We start from the raw sequence: 16,560 nt of genomic DNA, 5'->3' as shown, positions 1-16,560 counted from the left end.
TCAGGCGCGCATCATCGACATCACCTGGGCGGCGTCCAGCGTTGCTGCTTTCTGCTGGATTTGTGGCGTATAGTGTACCTGCATCTGTTTGGCCGGGCCCAGCAGATTCTGGAAGGCGTCGCGCAACATGGCCGTATTCATGGTGCGGCCGCCGGCGTAGTAGCGTTTGGCGACCTGTCCCAGGGCATAGGTGGTGGCAAAGGAGAACGCCATGCCGACCGCAACCCCGCCGAAGTTGCCCGCCGTCTTGCCGGCGGCCTTGCCGATCAGGCCACCCAGCAGTTTGCGGCCCATCTGTTCGAGATACTGCGAGGTCATCCCGACACCGGCGGCGGCGATGAATTCCTTGATATGCCCCTGATCAAGTTCGACGCCATGCGACTTGCCGATGCCATAGACCATCTTGATCTGCAAGGGAATGATCGCCATCGACGCCCAGGACTGAGGCAGCAGTTCGAGTGCGCCGTTGAGCAGCGCGTAGTTGAGGATGGATTTGTCCAGTTCGGCATCGCTCGCCAGGGCTGGTGACGCAGCGACCGCTGCGGCGCCAGCCGCAGGGGCGAGCGGAATGACTGCGCTCGCTTGATCGGCAAGCAGGTCTGCCTCGCCTTCGATCAGGTCGGTTTCGCTCGCCGTCAATGCCAGCAGGCGTTTCAGTTCGTCGAGAAAAAGCCGCTCGCTGTCAATCAGACGGCCATCGGATTCGCACACGCACAAGGCCATTTCATAAGCCAGCTGGCGCTGGCTGGCGTCGGCCAGCATGGCGGTGGCCGACGCCAGCGTCAGGCGCTTGAGCAGCACGTCCTGATACAGACGGGCGAGATCCGGCGCCGCCGCCTGTTCGGCCAGGGATTCCGCGATACGCCGAATCTCCTCCCGTTCGCGATCATCCTTGTTGCTGTCGGCAAAAGCGGCGTGAATGGCAATGGCAAGAATGGCCTTGATGTTTTCCTGAGTCATGGATTTACCTTTCCTGTCCGGTGGTGGTGGCGTTGCTGCGGCAAACAAGCGAAACGAGCAGCTTGCGTAGCTCTTCAATGAAGAGCACCGAGGAAGCCACGGCGGTTGCCAGCAGCCATTCGTTCAACGACAGATCCACTGTGTCAAAAATCACCTGTGCCGGCGCCCAATGCACCGCGACGATCTGCAGCAGGACGACGCCGGCCAGCGCCAGCCACAGCTTGCCGTTGGCGAAGAACTGCCGGTTGAAGGCACTGCCGTGTTCGGCACGGGCATTGAAGATGTTGAAGAACTGGAAGAGGACGAAGGTGGTGAAGGCCAGGGTCATCGCCTTGGCTTCGCCGGAGGCCTCTATCGCCCAGGCGTAGAGGCCGAGCGTGCCGACGGCCATGGTCGCACCGTACAGACCGATGCGCCACAGGCGCTGCACCGAGAGGATGCCGGCATCGGCCTGACGCGGGGTGTCGCGCATGATGCCCGAGCGCGCCGGCTCGACCCCCAGGGTCATGGCTGGCGGGCCATCCATGATGATGTTGACCCAAAGGATCTGGATGGCAGTGAATGGCGTGGCCAGGCCGAGGAAGGGCGCGCCGAGGACGGTGAGAATCGCCCCGACGTTGGTCGACAGCTGGAAGCGGACGAACTTGATGATGTTCTCGTAGATGGTGCGTCCTTCCTCGACTGCGCGGACGATCGAGGCGAAGTTGTCGTCGGTCAGCACCAGGGTTGCCGCTTCCTTGGTCACTTCCGTACCGGTGATCCCCATGGCGACGCCAATGTCGGCGGTTTTCAGGGCCGGCGCATCGTTGACCCCGTCGCCGGTCATCGCCACGACATGGCCCTTGGCCTGCAGGGCTTCGACAATGCGCATCTTGTGCTCGGGGGCGACCCGGGCGAAGACGGCGCTCTTCTCGACCAGCGCGGCGATTTCGCTCTGGTTGAGTCCATCGAGTTCGCGTCCCTCGTGGGATTCGCCCTTCAGACCCAGTTCCCGGGCGATGGCAGCGGCCGTTACCCGGTGGTCGCCGGTGATCATCTTCACCTGGATGCCGGCAGCGTGGCAGGTGGCAATGGCCTCCTTCGCTTCAGCACGTGGTGGATCGATGATGCCGACCAGCGCATGCAGGGTCAGATCCTGAACCCAGGGCAACAGATTGCCGGCCGGATCGAAATCGGCAGCGGGAATGACCCGGCTAGCCAGCGCCAGCACGCGCAAGGCCTGGTTGGCCAGCGCCTCGTTTTCGGCGATGAAGGCGGCGCGGCTCTTCTCATCCATCGGCAAGGCCGCAGGGGCGTCCCCGAGATGGCTGGTGGCCAGCGCCAGCAGCACGTCGGGTGCGCCCTTGACGCACATCATGACCCGGTCGCCATCGTGGTGGAAGGTGGCCATGTACTTGGTGGCCGAGTCGAACGGAATTTCGGCGATACGCGGCCGGTGCTCAAGGACGGCATCCGGCATCAGACCCGCTTTTGCCGCCAGCGTCAGCAAGGCTCCCTCGGTTGGATCGCCGATCAGGGCGCCATCCTTGATCCGGGCATCGACGCACAAGGCTGCCGGCAGCAGGACATGGCCCAGTGTTGGCGCCCCGGAGATGATGCCTTCGAAGCGGCCTTCACCGCCGTAACCCTCGCCGCTGACCAGGTAACGCTGGCCCTGGGTGTAAACGGCGCGGGCGGTCATCTGATTGAGCGTCAGCGTGCCGGTTTTGTCGGAGCAGATTACCGTCGTGCAGCCGAGAGTCTCGACTGCGGCCAGCTTCTTGACGATGGCGTTGCGCTTGGCCATCCGGTGCATGCCCAGGGCCAGCGTCACCGTCACCACCGCCGGCAGGCCTTCGGGAATGGCGGCCACGGCCAGGGCGATGGCGGTCATCGCGGTCTTGATCAGTTCATCCCCGCGCATCAGGCCCATGAAGAACATCAGGCCGACCACGACGGTGGCGATGATCGCCAGCCGCTTGCCCAGGCCATCGAGTTGAATCTGCAAGGGGGTTTCGCCTTCTGCGGTCTCGGCCAGCAGACCGGCCAGGCGCCCCATTTCGGTGTGCATCCCGGTGGCGATGACGAGGGCTTCGAGGCGACCGCGGGTCACCACGGTATTCATGAACACCATGTTGTGACGTTCCGCCAGAACCGCCGATTCCGCTACGGTATCCGGGAGTTTTGCGACGGCATGGGATTCGCCGGTCAATGCCGCTTCCGCGACTTCGGCGCTGTGCGCGCTCAGAACCCTTGCATCGGCCGGAATGCGGTCGCCGGCTTCGAGCAGCAAAATGTCGCCGGGCACCAGATCAGCCGCCTCGATCTGCTGCATCTGACCATCGCGACGCACCCGGGCGCCGGGCGCCAGCATGTTTTTCAATGCCGCTAGTGCCGCCTCCGCACGATGCTCCTGGAAAAACCCAAGGGCAGCGTTGAGCAGCACGACGATGCCGATCACGATGGCATCCTTGAAGTCACCAATCGCACCTGCCAGTACGGCAGCACCGATCAGGATCAGCACCAACAAGCTCTTGAACTGGTCGAAGAATTTCAACCAGGCGGAACGCGGTGGCTTTTCCGCCAGGCGGTTGGGGCCGTGTTCGGCTAGGCGGTTTATCACTTCCACGCTGCTCAGTCCGGCGGTCGGATTGACCGCTAGTTGCTCAATGCAGTGTTCATGGGCTTGTGCGTGCCAAGAGTCGGCCTGGTGTGTCGCCATGGTGTTTCTCCCTTATGTGGCGCCAATCATGGCTGCCGAGTCGTGATGCTTACCAAAACCCTGTTTTCTTTCTGCTGCACGAAGGTTACGCCAATACGTTCTTCTCCCTTGTGGTAATCATGGCGCTCCTCGCTTGGTGTGGCGGCGAGGAGTTCCTGTCGATAACCATGCTCGGCAAAGCCCTTGGCATAATGGTCCAGGACCGCTGCCAGATCAGCCTTTCCTTCGTAACGTACCGTGATGCCTTGATCTTCACGTTGCCAGTGCGTACGGGCTAGGCCAGGAAAACGCGCCACGGGAATCGGGTCGGTTCCTGAAACATCGCGGGCAGGCGGCGCCGCTTGACCGATCGCCCGCAGATCCTCGATGGCCTGGGTTGCCCCCGGCACGACTTTCTCAACTTGTTGAACGGCACTGCGCGCGACATCCGGCACAGCCGAAACCCCCTCCTGAGCCATGCCGAACAGCCATCCAGCCAAGCTGATCGTCAGCCAGACGGCCAGAATTGTGAACATCAGGATGACGACCGAAATCAGAATCCAGGTCCGGCGGCTGATTGCAAAAATCCGGCTCGCCAGCATGCTGAACAGGGAAAGTTTGGAAAGGCTCATTTCAGTCCTCCGTCGGGCAGGATGGCGGCAACGGGCCGAACTCACGCTGTCGCGACAAGCGACGCTCCAGACTACGGGACGCCCGGTCGACGGATCGGGCGATAGCGATCTGGAGATCATCGGCAACTTCCTCGATCACGACATCGCGCATCCGGGGTAGCGGTATTCTTAGCTGACACCGCTTATCGTTGCCACCACGCGGTCCATTGATGTCAGACAGTGTGATGACGACGCGATCTACATCTTGCTGGGCCCAATCCAGGCCAAAATTGAGGCAGCGCTCGGTATGATCACGCAAGCCTTCGCTCATTTCGATGCCTTTGGCGCGGATGTCGATCTGCATGTTTGCTCCTTCGTTGTGAATATGAGAGCACGATAGGAGCAAAAAATGCTTTAATAAACACGAATTTTTATTAACAATATTTCGGCAATTAACGAACAGTCACATGAACCTCAAGCATCTTCGGTATTTCTGGACGGTTGCCCAGGTGGGTGGCATCAGCCGTGCTGCTGAGACGTTGAATCTCACGCCGCAGACCATTAGCGGACAGATCCGCCATCTTGAAGAGGACCTCGGGGCGGCGCTGTTTCGTCCGGCTGGACGTGGCCTGGAACTTACCGAAGCGGGCCGGCAGGTTCTGTCCTACGCCGATGAAATCCTGCATCTGAGCGGGGAGTTGAAGCAGGCATTGTCGGCCCGCCAAAGACAACCGATCCCGGTACTGCGCATTGGCATCACGGACGTCGTCCCGAAAACATTCGCTTACCGTTTGCTGGCCCCTGTTGGCAAACTACCTGAGCCCGTTAGGCTGGTTTGCCGGGAAGGCACTATCGACATGCTGCTGGCCGAATTGGCCTTGCAGCGTCTTGACATGGTCGTGGCAGATCGTCCGATGCCGTCCGGGCTGGCCATCCGCGGGCACAGCCATAAGTTGGGGGAAAGCCCCTTGGCGTTTTTCGGGGGGGCGTCTTTGTGCGCAGAACTTGGCGATTTTCCGCAATGCCTGAACGATGCGCCGCTGCTTCTACCGGGGGGACATTCCGCTATTCGTGGTCATATCGATCGCTGGTTGAGCGACCTGCGCTTAGTGCCGCGGCTGATGGGCGAGTTCGACGATGGTGCATTGATGAAAGCTTTTGGGCAGGCGGGCGCTGGGTTTTTCCCGGGGCCCGCCGTTCTGAGGGATGAAATATGCACACGCTACAATACGCGCTGCATCGGCGTGGTCAATGAGATTCATGAGGGGTTCTGGGCCATAACGGCCGAGCGACGGGTTGTTCACCCGGCGATCATGACAGTCATGGAATCCGAACGTTCAGCATTATTTCCCAGCATCACCCAGCCAGTTCCAACAACGTGAGTTTCCTCAATCGGCAGCCATCATGCAAACAAACGAACAGTCAAATCACCAAACACAGGATCCTGTACTGTCCTTCTTCAACAGGGTAATCTCCCAAGTTGCACGCGTACTCGCTGCGGTCATGGTAATGGTCATCATCTGGGGCGTGGCGGATGTGGTCTATGTGCTTTACCAGCGCTTGATGGCACCGCCATTCATGCTGCTTGAAATCAAGGATATTCTCGCAACCTTCGGTGCATTCATGGCAGTGCTGATCGCAGTTGAAATATTTCACAACATCATTCTTTATGTCGAAGACAACCATAACCGGCAACTGGCCGTTGAGATTGTCCTCGGGACGGCTCTGATGGCCATTGCTCGCAAGGTCATCGTGCTGGACTTCAACGAGTTGGGGGCTGAGCATGTCTATGCAACAGCCGCGGTAACGCTGGCATTGTCCGTGGGATACTACTTGATCGTTATCCGGAGAAAAGGCTCGAATTCGTGAATGCCAGGCTCCATTATTCCTTCTGTCAATGGCTGACCGGAGCGCCGCGTTGATGCCCATGCTGCATGAACTGTTTGTCGCCATTCCTGGCCAATGGGAGAAGGTCATTGCGACCTTCTTCCTGATTGCCGTAGGTGCCGCTCTCTCTCACCTCTGGGCGCGCTATCTTGTGCGAGGGGAAATTTCCGCCGAGAAGCGTCGGATGCATCTGGTCTGGGCCCGGAACGTCATCTGGTTCCTGGTTTTTTTCGTCATCATCTCGGTCTGGGCGTCGACGATTGCCGGTTTTGCCCTGTCCCTAGCAGCGGTTGCCGGGGCCGTCCTGATCGTCAGCAAAGAACTGCTGATGTGCGTGCTGGGCTATCTTTACATCACCTTCGTCCGGCCGTTCAAGGTAGGTGATCTCATTGAAATCAACCAACTTCATGGCCGGGTCATCGACATCGACATATTTGCCACGACGTTGGCGGAGTTAGGCTATGCCGGGCAGCAGACCGGCAAGATGGCTGAGTTTCCGAATGGCTTGTTGCTGACCACGCCTTTGAAAAACACATCTCTCACCGGAGATTACGTATTGCATCTGTTTCGCATGCCGATCCCCGATGAAGCAATGTGGGATCTTGATCGCGTGGAATCTGCGGCGCTGGCGGCTGCCGATGAGGCGACACAGACTTGGCAAAGCGAGGCCGAAGCGCATTTCCGCAAAATTTCCGACGAAAGCTTCATCGCTTTTCCCTCTGGCCGCAACAAGATTCTGTGGGATTTTTCCGACCCCGAGCAACTAATGCTCGTGATCAGAGTGGCCTGTCCGAGTCATCTGCGGCTGAAAGTGGAGCAGGCCGTGTTTCGCGATACCTGGCGAATATTGAGACCGGGTCAGTTAACCAAACCGCACTGCGACATCAGCGCACAGTAGCGTCCGGTTCACCCGATTGCGCCAGGATGACTGCCCGCGCGGTGTCGCGCAGTACAAGGGCTGCGTGCCAGTTTGCTCCTGCGGGAATGATCGGTGGATGGACGGTAACCGTCAATTTGCTGTAGCGTGGCCACAGACTAAGGTCAGGAAGAAGACGGCGGGTGCCGCTCAAAGTGACAGGAATGACCGGAACATCGGCGCGGGCAGCGGCCAGGAAAGCCCCCATGCGGAAGGGCAATACACCGGGCGGTTCACGGAAGGTTCCTTCGGCAAAGACTACAAGGGCGTTGCCTGCTCCAGCCCGCCTCTCCAGTGCATGCGTGTCTTCAACACCGCGCACAGTATCAAAGCGCTCAACGAAAACTGCGCCTAGGCGTTTCAACGGTATCGCGGCCAGCGGGTGAGCAAGCAATTCCTGTTTGGCAACAAAAGCGAAACGTGCGGGTAGCGCAGCCGATTGCTCGTGGCTGGATGCCAGTCGCAGTCAGGGCAAGGCGTGATCCGATTCGGGCGAGACGCCGCGCGGCGAGCGTTGGCGCAAGCGCTATCGCAACCCAGAAGACCGGTGCCAGGAGGCCGAAAACCATCCACACCCAGAGTCCCCAGAGTGGGCCGGTGAGTTCTATAGCCAATTGCTCTACCTCAGCGCGAATTGCTTCATTGCCATCCTGCGCCGTACGAGTTTCGGCCAGTACCACCAGGCGCTCGGTCCCGGCGCGCACGCCCGTGACACGACCGACAGCTTCTTCCAATTCTTGCGGGTAGCTGGAACAGGCGCAACATATTGAATTCCAGTGTAGCCAGAATGTCCGTTCGTAATTATGTTCAAGACTTTGGGGTCACCATTGCGTATTACAACAAATAATCAACCATTATCGCGTCTTATATTTGCTACTTTCGCTGCATTGAACTTCGTTTGATTAGTATGTAATATCGTAATACGTAATACGGTATGAAATACGAGGATGCCATGGCCAGAGCAGGAATCTACAAGTCAGAAGTCGTCAGAGCGCGTAACAAGCTGTTGGCGATGGGGCGCTACCCATCGATCGACGCAATTCGCAGCGAGTTAGGCGATACCGGCTCGAAAGGCACGATTCACCGCTATCTGAAGGAAATCGAAGAAGAGGAAGGCGGCAGTACCGGTACCCAGGTCGCGGTCAGTGAAGCCATCCAGGATCTGGCTGCCAGGCTCGCAGAACGCCTGCATGAAGAAGCTGATCAGCGTTTGGCGGCTCTGACCGATAAGCACAAGGCAGAAATTGCGGCGCTGAACGACACCATCGCCACATTACGTAATGAAGTGGAATCCTTTCGCAGCCAGTCTGAACGCCAGGCCCTGGAGTTGGGTGCAGAGAAAGCAGCCCACAGCGAAATACTAAGCGTGCTCCAAGAAGAGAGAATCGTTCGGGCACAAATGGCTCAGCGCATCCAGGACATGGAAGGGCAACTGGTAAAGGAAGAAGCGCACCGTGTGTCGCTGGAGGAAAAGCACCAACACGCCCGCGAGGCACTGGCGCATTTCCGAACCGCAGCGAAGGAACAACGGGAGCAGGATCAGCGCCAGTTCGAACAGCAGATCCAGTTCTTGCAGGGGGAGTTGCGTAATGCCAAGGAAACGGCAAACGCGAAACAGCAAGAACTCATCCGCAGTCATGAGGACAATGCCCGTCTATCAAGCGAGCTCACCCATGCGCACAGTGAACTTCATCGACACGATGGCGAAGTACGAACATTGCGCTCGGTCAAAGAGCAGTTGGCCGTTGCCGAGGTGAAAATCCAACAGTTGACGGATCAGTTGGCGCAAGCCAACGGGCGAGTGTCCGATCTGGACAAGGAAAACCAAGCGAACCTCTGCAAGCTAAGGGAGAGCATGGAAACGGGGCAGCGGCTGGCAGCCGAACTGATGGCGGCAAAAGCCGTTGCCGCTAGCCACGAGAAAGTCTTTGAAAAGCTCGCGACATTACAGTCGCCACAGGCGAAGAGCACCAACGCCAAGAAAAATAGCGTTGACAATCAAGATTCGCTTTTTAATTCAGAAGAGTAGGCAGTTTTCGGGGAATTTTTCATGATTCCCGGCCGACCCTCCTGTTTGGCTATGAGCTTCTGAAAGATAGCGGTTCGGAAGTGCTGCAGGCGGGCGCAGAAATTGCCCGTACCCACCACGAAAAATATGATGGCAGCGGTTATCCTGCGGGGCTCAAAGGGCGCGATATTCCGTTATTCGGTCGCATCGTGGCGGTGGCAGACGTGTTCGACGCGCTGACCTCCGAACGGCCGTACAAAAAGACGTGGCCCCTCGAAGAGGCGCTACAGTACTTGGAAAACGGTCGCAGCAAGCACTTTGATCCGCTCTGCGTGGAGGCTTTTCTCGCCGGCTGGGAAGATATTCTGGAGATCCGCCAGCAGTTCCAGGATGAAACATCGCCACAGGGTTCCGAAGCAAATCCGGAGTTCGTCGATCAAGACCTCGATCCGCACGCACTTATATTGCCCGGCTCCTGAAGCATTCGCTGGGTGGCAGTTGTAGTTCGTTGGCACTGGCGCTGATATCGCCGTCATCCCGCCAGCTGATTTCGCCCAGACAGGGCGCCGGCAGAAGGGCGCGCAGGGTAGCCATGTTTTCCGCAGCGTGCGACATCGGCGTTGCCAGATGATTGCCGACCCAGCCGGCCAGCACCAAGCCGCGGCGGGTGATGGCTTCGGCAGTGAGCAGGGCATGGTTGAGGCAGCCCAGGCGTAGGCCGACCACGAGGATGACCGGCAACTGCAGGGCTACCGCCAGATCGGCGCTGGTTTGATCCGGCCCGAGCGGAATGCAGAATCCACCCGCACCCTCGACAACGACAAAATCAGCGTGCTGCTGCGCGTTGCTCAGGCTTGCGGCAATTCGGGCGAAATCGATTTCGACGCCGGCCTGGGCCGCCGCCAGATGGGGCGCGATGGGCGGCGCAAAACAGTAGGGGTTGCGTATCGGAGCGGGCAGAGCAACGTTGCTGGCCTGACGGATACGGCGCACATCGTCATTTTCGCCATCCGCTTCGATCCCGGCTGCCACCGGTTTCAGTCCGGTGGCGCGCAAGCCCAGCTGGCGCGCTTGCTCGAGGAGCGCGCAGACGATGTGGGTCTTGCCGATTTCGGTATCGGTGCCGGTCAGGAAATAAGCAGTGCTCATGCGGTTCCGGATAAAAAAATGAGGTCGTAGGAGAGTGGCAGGCCAGCCGCCTGCCGCTGCGTTTCGTACGCTGTGCGCAAGCGGGAAAAAGCAGCCCGTCCCATCAGCCCGGTACGGCGACCCGGGCCGAGTTGATTGGCGCCAACGGCCTTCACCGCCTGCAGCAGATGTCTAACGTCTGGATAGTGCACGGTAGCGCGCTGGCAGCGTAACTCCAGCGCCGGAAATCCTGCGCTTTGCGCGAGCTGCAGCAGCGTGTCGCCAGCGAGAAAGTCGAGGGTGTGCGGGTAGTCATCGACCGCTGCAAAGGCCTGGCGCAATTCGGTGAAAGTTGCGGGTCCCAGGCTGCAGAGCAGGAAATGCCCCCCGCGGCGCAGCACCCGCCGGGCTTCTGCCAGAGCGCGAGCGGGATCGCACCATTGCCAGGCCAGGCTGGACCAGTACAGATCGATACAGGCCGTGGCCAGTGGCAGGCACTCCAGATCGCCTTGTATTCTGGCCGTTGCCGCATGCGCACGCGCCAGCATGGCGGGTGCCAGGTCGAGCGCCAGCACCTCGGCTGTCGGGGCGAACGCCTGCAGCAAGGGCAGGGCATAGCCCGTGCCACAACCGGCATCGAGTAGTCGCGGCGTGGCCGATAGTGACTGCGGCAATTGTTCGGCCAGAATCTTGCAGGCGAGGCGTTGTACTCCGGCGGCCTGGTCGTAAGTGGCTGCGGCGCGTTCGAACGATTGGCGCACCTGGTGCCGTGCGGGTGTGCTCATGCGATAAAGGCGCGGACTAGAGCAAGAAATTCTTCTGGCTGTGACAGGAAAGGTGCATGAGCGCAGCCCCGCATGCTGTGCACCTGCACATCAGGAATCAGTGCTGCCAGCGCTTCAGCTGCCGCCAGCGGCATCAGGGGATCGGCTGCACCGTGGATGAGCAGCGTGGGTGCCTTGACCAGGGGAGCGGCGGTGCGTAAATCAACATCACGCAGCCAGGCCAAGCCATCGGCCAGTACTTCCGGGGGGGGGAGAGGGTCGGCCGTTTCGAGAATGCGCCGGGTTACCTCCTTGGCGTAGTCGTCGCCCCGGTTGAAGCCACCCACAAAGCGCGGCAGCATCCCCGCTGGGTCGGCTATCATTGCGGCCGTGAATTCGGCCAGCGTGGATTCCGGCATGGCATGCGGCCAGCCCTCACGCTGCACGAAAGAGGCCGTGCCCGCGACGAGCAGCAGTTTGCCGACCTTGTCAGGAAAGCGCACCGCGATTGCCAACGCCAACTGGGCGCCAATCGACCAGCCTGCGAGCACACAGTCTTTTGGCAGACGCGCGCCAATCTGTTCTACGGCGTCAGTGAAATCAGCGCAGCGTGGGCTGTCGAGATAACCTGGTAGATCAATGAACTGACCCTCCAGCGCCCGCACTGTGGTTAGTAGCGGCCCGCGTCCAAGACACCATCCGGGGAGAAAAACGAGAGAACGTGTCACATGCGGACCCTCCGAGAAAAGGCGAGTATTTTAGCGTGTGACAGACGTTAGCCGGTTGCCTAAACGGGCCATGACAGGAGTCGAGAAGTTTATTGGCTGTTTGCTTGGCACGCTGAGCAATACTTTATTTAACATAATGCAAATTATGCGACACCAGCAAGGTAGGTCTGAGAGGCCATCGTTTGCGGCCCGCAAGATCAATTTACCCAGGGTGTTTCTCAGTCAGCCCTTGCAAGGCGACAAACAAAACACAAACATTCCTGCCTTGTTGTCGGTACCGCACAGCACCTGAGCAGCTTAGTTGCTGCGCTTGTCGATCAGTTCGGCGATGTCGGTGTTTTTGTATTGCAAGGCGATCTGACGTGCTGTTTCGCCTCGATCTGTTTTCATGGTGATGTCCGCACCCGCTGCCAGCAGGATGCGGGCAATTTCAGTGTGGCCGTTTCGCGCTGCTGCGATCAGTGCTGTCATGCCATTGTCGGCGCTGGCATTGACGTTGGCCCCACGCGCCAGAAGTAGCTGGGCAACCTCTTTGTGACCAGCGAATGCCGAATAAACCAGCGGCGGCCAACCTGGGACGGTCTGCGCTGCGCCTGCATCGAGCAGAATACGCACGCTTTCCAGGTGCCCGCGAAATGCAGCCAGCGCCAGGGCGGTATCACCCGCGGCATTACGGGCATTGAGCTTGGCCCGGTGCTCGATCAGCAATCGGAGCAACTCATTGTGCCCGTCACGCGCAGCCAGCATGAGCAAGGTGTTGCCCTGCGCGTCCGTGGTGTCGACGGAAGCTCCGCGTTGCAGCAAGGAACGGATATCACTGGTGCTACCAAGCATTGCGCCGTGAATCAGATCGTCATAGGTGCTGGCGTGCAGCGGCAGGGACAAAGCAGCAGCGAGAGTCAGGGCAAGGATTTTTTTCATGATTTAGGCGTATGAATGCAGGGGCGGTGGATTGAACAGACGGCAGAAATTGGCGCAGGTGGCGCTGCTGATCTCTGCCAGATCCAGCCCCCGCAAATGGGCGATTTCCTCGCCGACGTGGGCAACGTAAGCCGGTTGGTTGCGTTTGCCACGATACGGCACCGGGGCCAGGTAAGGTGCGTCGGTCTCGATCAGGAGCCGGTCAAGCGGGCATTTTTGGGCAACTTCCTTGACCTGTGTGGCGTTCTTGAAAGTGACGATGCCGGAAAAAGACAGGTAAAACCCGAGCTCCAGGGCTGCCGCTGCGGTTTCCCAGTTTTCGGTAAAGCAGTGCATGACGCCGCCGACGGCATCGGCGCCCTCCTCTCGCAGGATGCGGATGACGTCGGTGGCGGAATCGCGGGTATGCACGATCAGCGGTTTACCAACGCGACGGGCGGCGCGGATGTGGGTCCGAAAACGCTGCCGCTGCCATTCAGGCTGATCTTTCTGCCAGTAGTAATCCAGTCCGGTTTCACCAATGCCGAGGATTTTAGGATGCTGCGCAAGGCGGCATAGTTCATCTTCCGTGGCTTCTCTGGCATCGGCATACTCGGGGTGCACACCGACGCTGGCGTACAGGCGCTCCGAGTGTTCGGCAAGCGCCAGAACCTGGGGGAAGTCCTCAAGGTTGACGGCGATCGTGAGTGCCGCAACGACGTTTTTTTCCTGCATGCTGACCAGCACTTCCGGCAGGCAGCCGGCCAGTTCAGGCAGATCAAGATGGCAATGCGAGTCGACCCACATGGGGGCTTACAGCGTATGCGTGGGGCGTACCGATTGCAGCACGCCACCTAGCAGCCCTTCGATTTTGCGGCGTGCCTCGTGCCCACTTTCATCATTGTTGAAATGCACGCCAACGCCTTGTGCGCGGCCATTCTGGGCGCCGGGCGGCGTGACCCAGATGACGGTGCCGGCAATCGGCAGTTTGGTCGGGTCATCCATCAGCGACAACAGCATGAACACTTCATCGCCGAGAGCATAGCCGCGGGTGGTGGGGATGAAGATGCCGCCATTTTTCACGTGCGGCATGAAAGCGGCGTAAAGCGCTGATTTTGAATTGATATTCAGCGACAAAACACTGGGGCGCTGGGGTACGTTTTTGACTTCACTCATTGCGTTCATTCACCCGGTCGTGGACTAAACAAATCCCGGTAATCGAGAAAAACACCTTCCAGAAAGAGGCGTCCGTTCACTGGTTGCTCGGCTTCCCGGCGCTGTGTCGCAAGTTTGCGGTAAGCGCGCACCAGCCGAGTGCTGGGAATCTTAGCAGCCAAGGCACTGATTTCGCCATTGTTCGCCAGAAAATAACGCACTGGCAGGCTGTTGGCGGCTTGCGTCAGATCGATCAGCCATTTCTGCAGGGTATCGATGATCTGCCGCAAACTCAGTGCCCCCTTTTGTTCGCGTAGTAATTTGTCGATGTCGCCTGCGGCGCGCAAGGGGTCGTGCTGCGCGCCCTGCTTCAGATGCGTGAGCAGGGTCGGTAGCCAGCTGCCCTGCCCGCTGCCGTTTTTTTCCGCCAGTTCGAGGGCGAGGCGGGGCGCGCCGCCACTCAAGGCTAGCCAGCGTTCAGCGTCGTCGATCCCGGAAGCGCGCAGATAGGCCTGTGCGGCGGGCGTTTCCGGCAGACCGATCAAGATGCTCTGGCAGCGGCTGCGAATGGTGGGTAGCAATCTTGATTGCTCATCTGAAATCAATAAAAACAATATACCTGCAGGAGGTTCTTCAAGTATTTTCAAGATTGAATTGGCGGCATTGCGGTTCATCGCTTCGGCTGGATTGACGAGGACGATGCTCAGTCCGCCACGGTGGCTGCCGACACCGAGAAACTCATCCAGCGCCCGGACCTGATCAATGAGGATTTCCTTGCTCGCCTTCTTCTTCCCCTCCTCCTCGCCGCTGCTGATTTCCGTCATGGCTTCCGGTTGCAGCAGGCGAAAATCCGGGTGATTGCCCTGGGCAAACCAGTTGCACGCGAGGCAATGTCCACAGGCACGTTGCTGCGCGTCCGGGTTTTCACACAATAGCGAAGCCGCAAAATCCTTTGCCACGGCAAACTTGCCTATGCCGCGCTGACCGCTGAGCAGGAGCGCATGCGGCAACCTGTCTCGCCGTGAAGATAGTTCGTCCCAGGTTTTTTTGTGAAGATCTAAAATGTTCATAATCAAATGGTTTTGATTATTTCTTCAAGTGTTTTCTGGATTTCTGGCAGACTGCGGCTGGCATTGATGACACGCATGCGCTGGGCGAAATGTTGCGCCCGGTCGAGGTAGGCCTGGCGGACACGCTCATGAAAATCGGCACGTTCCTGTTCGAAACGGTCGAGGGTGCGGTTGGCCAGTGCGATGCGCTCGCGGGCCACGGCTAGCGGCAGATCGAACAACAAGGTGAGATCAGGTTGCAGATGGTCGAGCACCCAGTGTTCCAGAGTCAGGAACTTGGTTTTATCGAGGCCTCGACCTCCGCCCTGGTAGGCCCAGGTGGCGTCACTGAAGCGGTCGCAAACCACCCACTCGCCACGGGCCAGGGCGGGCTCGATAACGCGGGCAATATGCTCGCGGCGAGCGGCGAACATGAGCAGGGTTTCCGTTTCCAGATGCATCGGCTCGTTCAGGAGCAGTTCGCGCAGCTTCTCGCCCAGCGGTGTGCCTCCGGGTTCGCGAGTGACCTGTACGGTCAGACCGCGCTGGCGCAGGGTGTCGGCCAGCCAATTGACGTGACTGCTTTTGCCGGCGCCATCGATGCCTTCAAAAGTGATGAATTTTCCTCTCATGGTCTGCCTCGCTGGTAGCGGTTGACGGCCTGGTTGTGTTCGTCCAGGGTGCGCGAAAAATGGCTGCTGCCATCGCCCCGCGCGACAAAATAAAGGGCTTTGCTGGCTGCGGGAGTAAAAGCTGCCTGCAACGCTGCCAGGCCGGGCATGGCAATGGGCGTCGGCGGCAGGCCGGCGCGGGTGTAGGTGTTGTACGGGGTATCGGTTTGCAGGTGAATCTTGCGCAAATTGCCGTCGAAGCTGTCGCCCAGGCCGTAAATAACCGTCGGATCGGTCTGCAGGCGCATGCCGATGCGCAGGCGATTGACGAAAACGGCGGCGACGTGCGCCCTGTCCTCCGGCCGCCCGGTTTCCTTTTCGATGATGGACGCCATGATCAGCGCTTCTTCGGCTGTTTTGTAGGGCAAGCCTTGCGGGCGCGCCTGCCAGACGCTTGCCAGCGCGCGTTCCATGGCGTGGCCGGCACGGCGCAGGATATCGAGGTCGCTGCTGCCTTTGTCAAACAGATAGGTATCGGGCAGAAACCGCCCTTCCAGACTGGGCAAGCCCAGTTTCTGCGCAATCTCGCTTTCGCTCATGCCCGCCGTGTCATGCTGCAGTGTGGTTTGTGCATCCAGGCGGGCGCGGAACTGGCGGAAAGTCCACCCTTCGACCAGGGTGACACTGGCCTGGCTGACCCGGCCACCAACCAGCTTCTGCAGCAGCGTCTGCGGTGTCTCACCGTGCGACAAGACATAACTGCCCGCCTTGATTGCCCCCCCCTGCCCTTGCAGGCGGGCCAGCAGGGCAAACAGGTCGGCATCAAGTGGTACGCCGGCAGTATTGAGAATTTGCACGGCAGCACGCAGGCTGCTGCCGGGGGGGATGCGGAACTCGATGGCATGCGCGGCGCTCTCGTCTTCCGTTGGGGCAGACACATTCAAGGCTTGCGTTGCCCAGGCATAAAACAACCCCAGCGCAATGGCAGCGCCGAAAAAACAGACAATGAATAGACGAAAGACGGTACGCATGGGAACTCGTAAGCAGGATGCGGGGTCCTTGCAGCACTTCCCGCAGCGACATGCCGTGCCATCCGCAGGAAGAGGCTCGGCAGCGGCCGCTATAATAGCCCACAACCCCCTCCTCTCGCCCGCTTTCGCGGC

At 59.5% G+C, this 16,560-nt stretch carries 19 protein-coding genes; 5 read left to right on the top strand and 14 right to left on the bottom strand.

Annotated elements, in window-relative coordinates; genetic code table 11:
• The 4 genes from JYJ39_RS11080 to JYJ39_RS11065 are packed head-to-tail and all read right to left on the bottom strand — an operon-like array spanning nt 1 to nt 4,615.
• On the bottom strand, nt 1-960 hold the full coding sequence (locus tag JYJ39_RS11080; protein WP_205204357.1) for a YcjF family protein: 960 nt from the start codon (nt 958-960) through the stop codon (nt 1-3).
• 4 nt (nt 961-964) lie between these two features.
• On the bottom strand, nt 965-3,661 hold the full coding sequence (locus JYJ39_RS11075) for a cation-translocating P-type ATPase (protein ID WP_205204355.1): 2,697 nt from the start codon (nt 3,659-3,661) through the stop codon (nt 965-967).
• A gap of 26 nt (nt 3,662-3,687) precedes the next feature.
• The gene (locus JYJ39_RS11070) at nt 3,688-4,272 is read right to left on the bottom strand and encodes a hypothetical protein (protein ID WP_076097516.1); all 585 of its coding nucleotides are present in this window, start codon (nt 4,270-4,272) and stop codon (nt 3,688-3,690) included.
• A 1-nt stretch (nt 4,273) separates the two neighbouring features.
• Nucleotides 4,274-4,615, bottom strand: coding sequence for an HPF/RaiA family ribosome-associated protein (locus JYJ39_RS11065; RefSeq protein ID WP_076097518.1), 342 nt, complete (start codon nt 4,613-4,615; stop codon nt 4,274-4,276).
• Nucleotides 4,616-4,718: 103 nt separating this feature from the next.
• On the opposite strand from JYJ39_RS11065, the gene nhaR reads away from it, so the two are divergent.
• Genes nhaR through JYJ39_RS11050 form a run of 3 tightly spaced genes read left to right on the top strand, consistent with a single transcriptional unit; the run spans nt 4,719 to nt 7,036 of the window.
• Nucleotides 4,719-5,633: a transcriptional activator NhaR gene (gene nhaR / locus JYJ39_RS11060; RefSeq protein ID WP_205204353.1), complete on the top strand. Its 915-nt coding sequence runs from the start codon at nt 4,719-4,721 to the stop codon at nt 5,631-5,633.
• Between the two features lie 22 nt (nt 5,634-5,655).
• Entirely contained in the window at nt 5,656-6,120 is a 465-nt protein-coding gene (locus tag JYJ39_RS11055) for a phosphate-starvation-inducible PsiE family protein (protein ID WP_205204351.1), read from the top strand.
• 52 nt (nt 6,121-6,172) lie between these two features.
• Nucleotides 6,173-7,036, top strand: coding sequence for a mechanosensitive ion channel family protein (locus tag JYJ39_RS11050; RefSeq protein WP_076097543.1), 864 nt, complete (start codon nt 6,173-6,175; stop codon nt 7,034-7,036).
• Here the strand turns inward: JYJ39_RS11050 and JYJ39_RS14225 are convergent.
• Entirely contained in the window at nt 7,023-7,448 is a 426-nt protein-coding gene (locus tag JYJ39_RS14225) for a lysophospholipid acyltransferase family protein (protein ID WP_076097523.1), read from the bottom strand. The genes JYJ39_RS11050 and JYJ39_RS14225 overlap by 14 nt on opposite strands.
• 540 nt (nt 7,449-7,988) lie before the next feature.
• On the opposite strand from JYJ39_RS14225, the gene JYJ39_RS11040 reads away from it, so the two are divergent.
• The gene (locus tag JYJ39_RS11040; protein ID WP_088179101.1) at nt 7,989-9,083 is read left to right on the top strand and encodes a DNA-binding protein; all 1,095 of its coding nucleotides are present in this window, start codon (nt 7,989-7,991) and stop codon (nt 9,081-9,083) included.
• 80 nt (nt 9,084-9,163) lie between these two features.
• A complete protein-coding gene (locus JYJ39_RS11035) occupies nt 9,164-9,541 on the top strand; it encodes an HD-GYP domain-containing protein (protein ID WP_240189636.1) in 378 nt (125 codons plus the stop codon).
• Here JYJ39_RS11035 and bioD read toward each other — a convergent pair.
• From bioD to mltG, 9 genes are all read right to left on the bottom strand, one after another.
• The gene (bioD, locus tag JYJ39_RS11030) at nt 9,522-10,211 is read right to left on the bottom strand and encodes a dethiobiotin synthase (protein WP_205204349.1); all 690 of its coding nucleotides are present in this window, start codon (nt 10,209-10,211) and stop codon (nt 9,522-9,524) included. The genes JYJ39_RS11035 and bioD overlap by 20 nt on opposite strands.
• Nucleotides 10,208-10,975, bottom strand: a complete 768-nt coding sequence (bioC, locus tag JYJ39_RS11025; protein WP_205204347.1) for a malonyl-ACP O-methyltransferase BioC — start codon at nt 10,973-10,975, stop codon at nt 10,208-10,210. Before bioC ends, bioD begins: the two co-directional genes overlap by 4 nt.
• Nucleotides 10,972-11,682, bottom strand: coding sequence for an alpha/beta fold hydrolase (locus tag JYJ39_RS11020; protein ID WP_205204345.1), 711 nt, complete (start codon nt 11,680-11,682; stop codon nt 10,972-10,974). Before JYJ39_RS11020 ends, bioC begins: the two co-directional genes overlap by 4 nt.
• 297 nt (nt 11,683-11,979) lie before the next feature.
• Entirely contained in the window at nt 11,980-12,603 is a 624-nt protein-coding gene (locus JYJ39_RS11015; RefSeq protein ID WP_205204343.1) for an ankyrin repeat domain-containing protein, read from the bottom strand.
• A gap of 3 nt (nt 12,604-12,606) precedes the next feature.
• Nucleotides 12,607-13,389: a TatD family hydrolase gene (locus JYJ39_RS11010; protein WP_205204341.1), complete on the bottom strand. Its 783-nt coding sequence runs from the start codon at nt 13,387-13,389 to the stop codon at nt 12,607-12,609.
• Between the two features lie 6 nt (nt 13,390-13,395).
• On the bottom strand, nt 13,396-13,758 hold the full coding sequence (locus JYJ39_RS11005; protein WP_205204339.1) for a PilZ domain-containing protein: 363 nt from the start codon (nt 13,756-13,758) through the stop codon (nt 13,396-13,398).
• A gap of 5 nt (nt 13,759-13,763) precedes the next feature.
• Nucleotides 13,764-14,807 carry a DNA polymerase III subunit delta' gene (holB, locus tag JYJ39_RS11000; RefSeq protein WP_205204337.1) on the bottom strand — a complete coding sequence of 348 codons (1,044 nt, stop codon included), beginning with the start codon at nt 14,805-14,807 and terminating at the stop codon, nt 13,764-13,766.
• 2 nt (nt 14,808-14,809) lie between these two features.
• Nucleotides 14,810-15,418 carry a dTMP kinase gene (gene tmk / locus JYJ39_RS10995; protein WP_205204335.1) on the bottom strand — a complete coding sequence of 203 codons (609 nt, stop codon included), beginning with the start codon at nt 15,416-15,418 and terminating at the stop codon, nt 14,810-14,812.
• Nucleotides 15,415-16,428, bottom strand: coding sequence for an endolytic transglycosylase MltG (gene mltG, locus JYJ39_RS10990; protein ID WP_205204333.1), 1,014 nt, complete (start codon nt 16,426-16,428; stop codon nt 15,415-15,417). The genes tmk and mltG overlap by 4 nt, the downstream gene beginning before the upstream one ends.
• Nucleotides 16,429-16,560 lie beyond the last annotated feature (132 nt).

This window comes from Azonexus hydrophilus (assembly GCF_905120355.1).
Taxonomy (GTDB): domain Bacteria; phylum Pseudomonadota; class Gammaproteobacteria; order Burkholderiales; family Rhodocyclaceae; genus Azonexus.
Note: the sequence above shows the minus strand (reverse complement) of the source record. Positions and strands in the feature narration are given on the sequence as shown.

What these genes read in the sequence shown, in the direction of transcription:
- JYJ39_RS11040 (WP_088179101.1), top strand. Translation starts at nt 7,989, where the DNA reads ATGAAATACGAGGATGCCATGGCCAGAGCAGGAATCTACAAGTCAGAA.
- JYJ39_RS11080 (WP_205204357.1), bottom strand. Translation starts at nt 960, where the DNA reads ATGACTCAGGAAAACATCAAGGCCATTCTTGCCATTGCCATTCACGCC.
- JYJ39_RS11010 (WP_205204341.1), bottom strand. Translation starts at nt 13,389, where the DNA reads ATGTGGGTCGACTCGCATTGCCATCTTGATCTGCCTGAACTGGCCGGC.
- nhaR (WP_205204353.1), top strand. Translation starts at nt 4,719, where the DNA reads ATGAACCTCAAGCATCTTCGGTATTTCTGGACGGTTGCCCAGGTGGGT.
- tmk (WP_205204335.1), bottom strand. Translation starts at nt 15,418, where the DNA reads ATGAGAGGAAAATTCATCACTTTTGAAGGCATCGATGGCGCCGGCAAA.
- JYJ39_RS11015 (WP_205204343.1), bottom strand. Translation starts at nt 12,603, where the DNA reads ATGAAAAAAATCCTTGCCCTGACTCTCGCTGCTGCTTTGTCCCTGCCG.
- holB (WP_205204337.1), bottom strand. Translation starts at nt 14,807, where the DNA reads ATGAACATTTTAGATCTTCACAAAAAAACCTGGGACGAACTATCTTCA.
- mltG (WP_205204333.1), bottom strand. Translation starts at nt 16,428, where the DNA reads ATGCGTACCGTCTTTCGTCTATTCATTGTCTGTTTTTTCGGCGCTGCC.
- bioC (WP_205204347.1), bottom strand. Translation starts at nt 10,975, where the DNA reads ATGAGCACACCCGCACGGCACCAGGTGCGCCAATCGTTCGAACGCGCC.
- JYJ39_RS11075 (WP_205204355.1), bottom strand. Translation starts at nt 3,661, where the DNA reads ATGGCGACACACCAGGCCGACTCTTGGCACGCACAAGCCCATGAACAC.
- bioD (WP_205204349.1), bottom strand. Translation starts at nt 10,211, where the DNA reads ATGAGCACTGCTTATTTCCTGACCGGCACCGATACCGAAATCGGCAAG.
- JYJ39_RS11070 (WP_076097516.1), bottom strand. Translation starts at nt 4,272, where the DNA reads ATGAGCCTTTCCAAACTTTCCCTGTTCAGCATGCTGGCGAGCCGGATT.
- JYJ39_RS11055 (WP_205204351.1), top strand. Translation starts at nt 5,656, where the DNA reads ATGCAAACAAACGAACAGTCAAATCACCAAACACAGGATCCTGTACTG.
- JYJ39_RS11005 (WP_205204339.1), bottom strand. Translation starts at nt 13,758, where the DNA reads ATGAGTGAAGTCAAAAACGTACCCCAGCGCCCCAGTGTTTTGTCGCTG.
- JYJ39_RS11050 (WP_076097543.1), top strand. Translation starts at nt 6,173, where the DNA reads ATGCCCATGCTGCATGAACTGTTTGTCGCCATTCCTGGCCAATGGGAG.
- JYJ39_RS11065 (WP_076097518.1), bottom strand. Translation starts at nt 4,615, where the DNA reads ATGCAGATCGACATCCGCGCCAAAGGCATCGAAATGAGCGAAGGCTTG.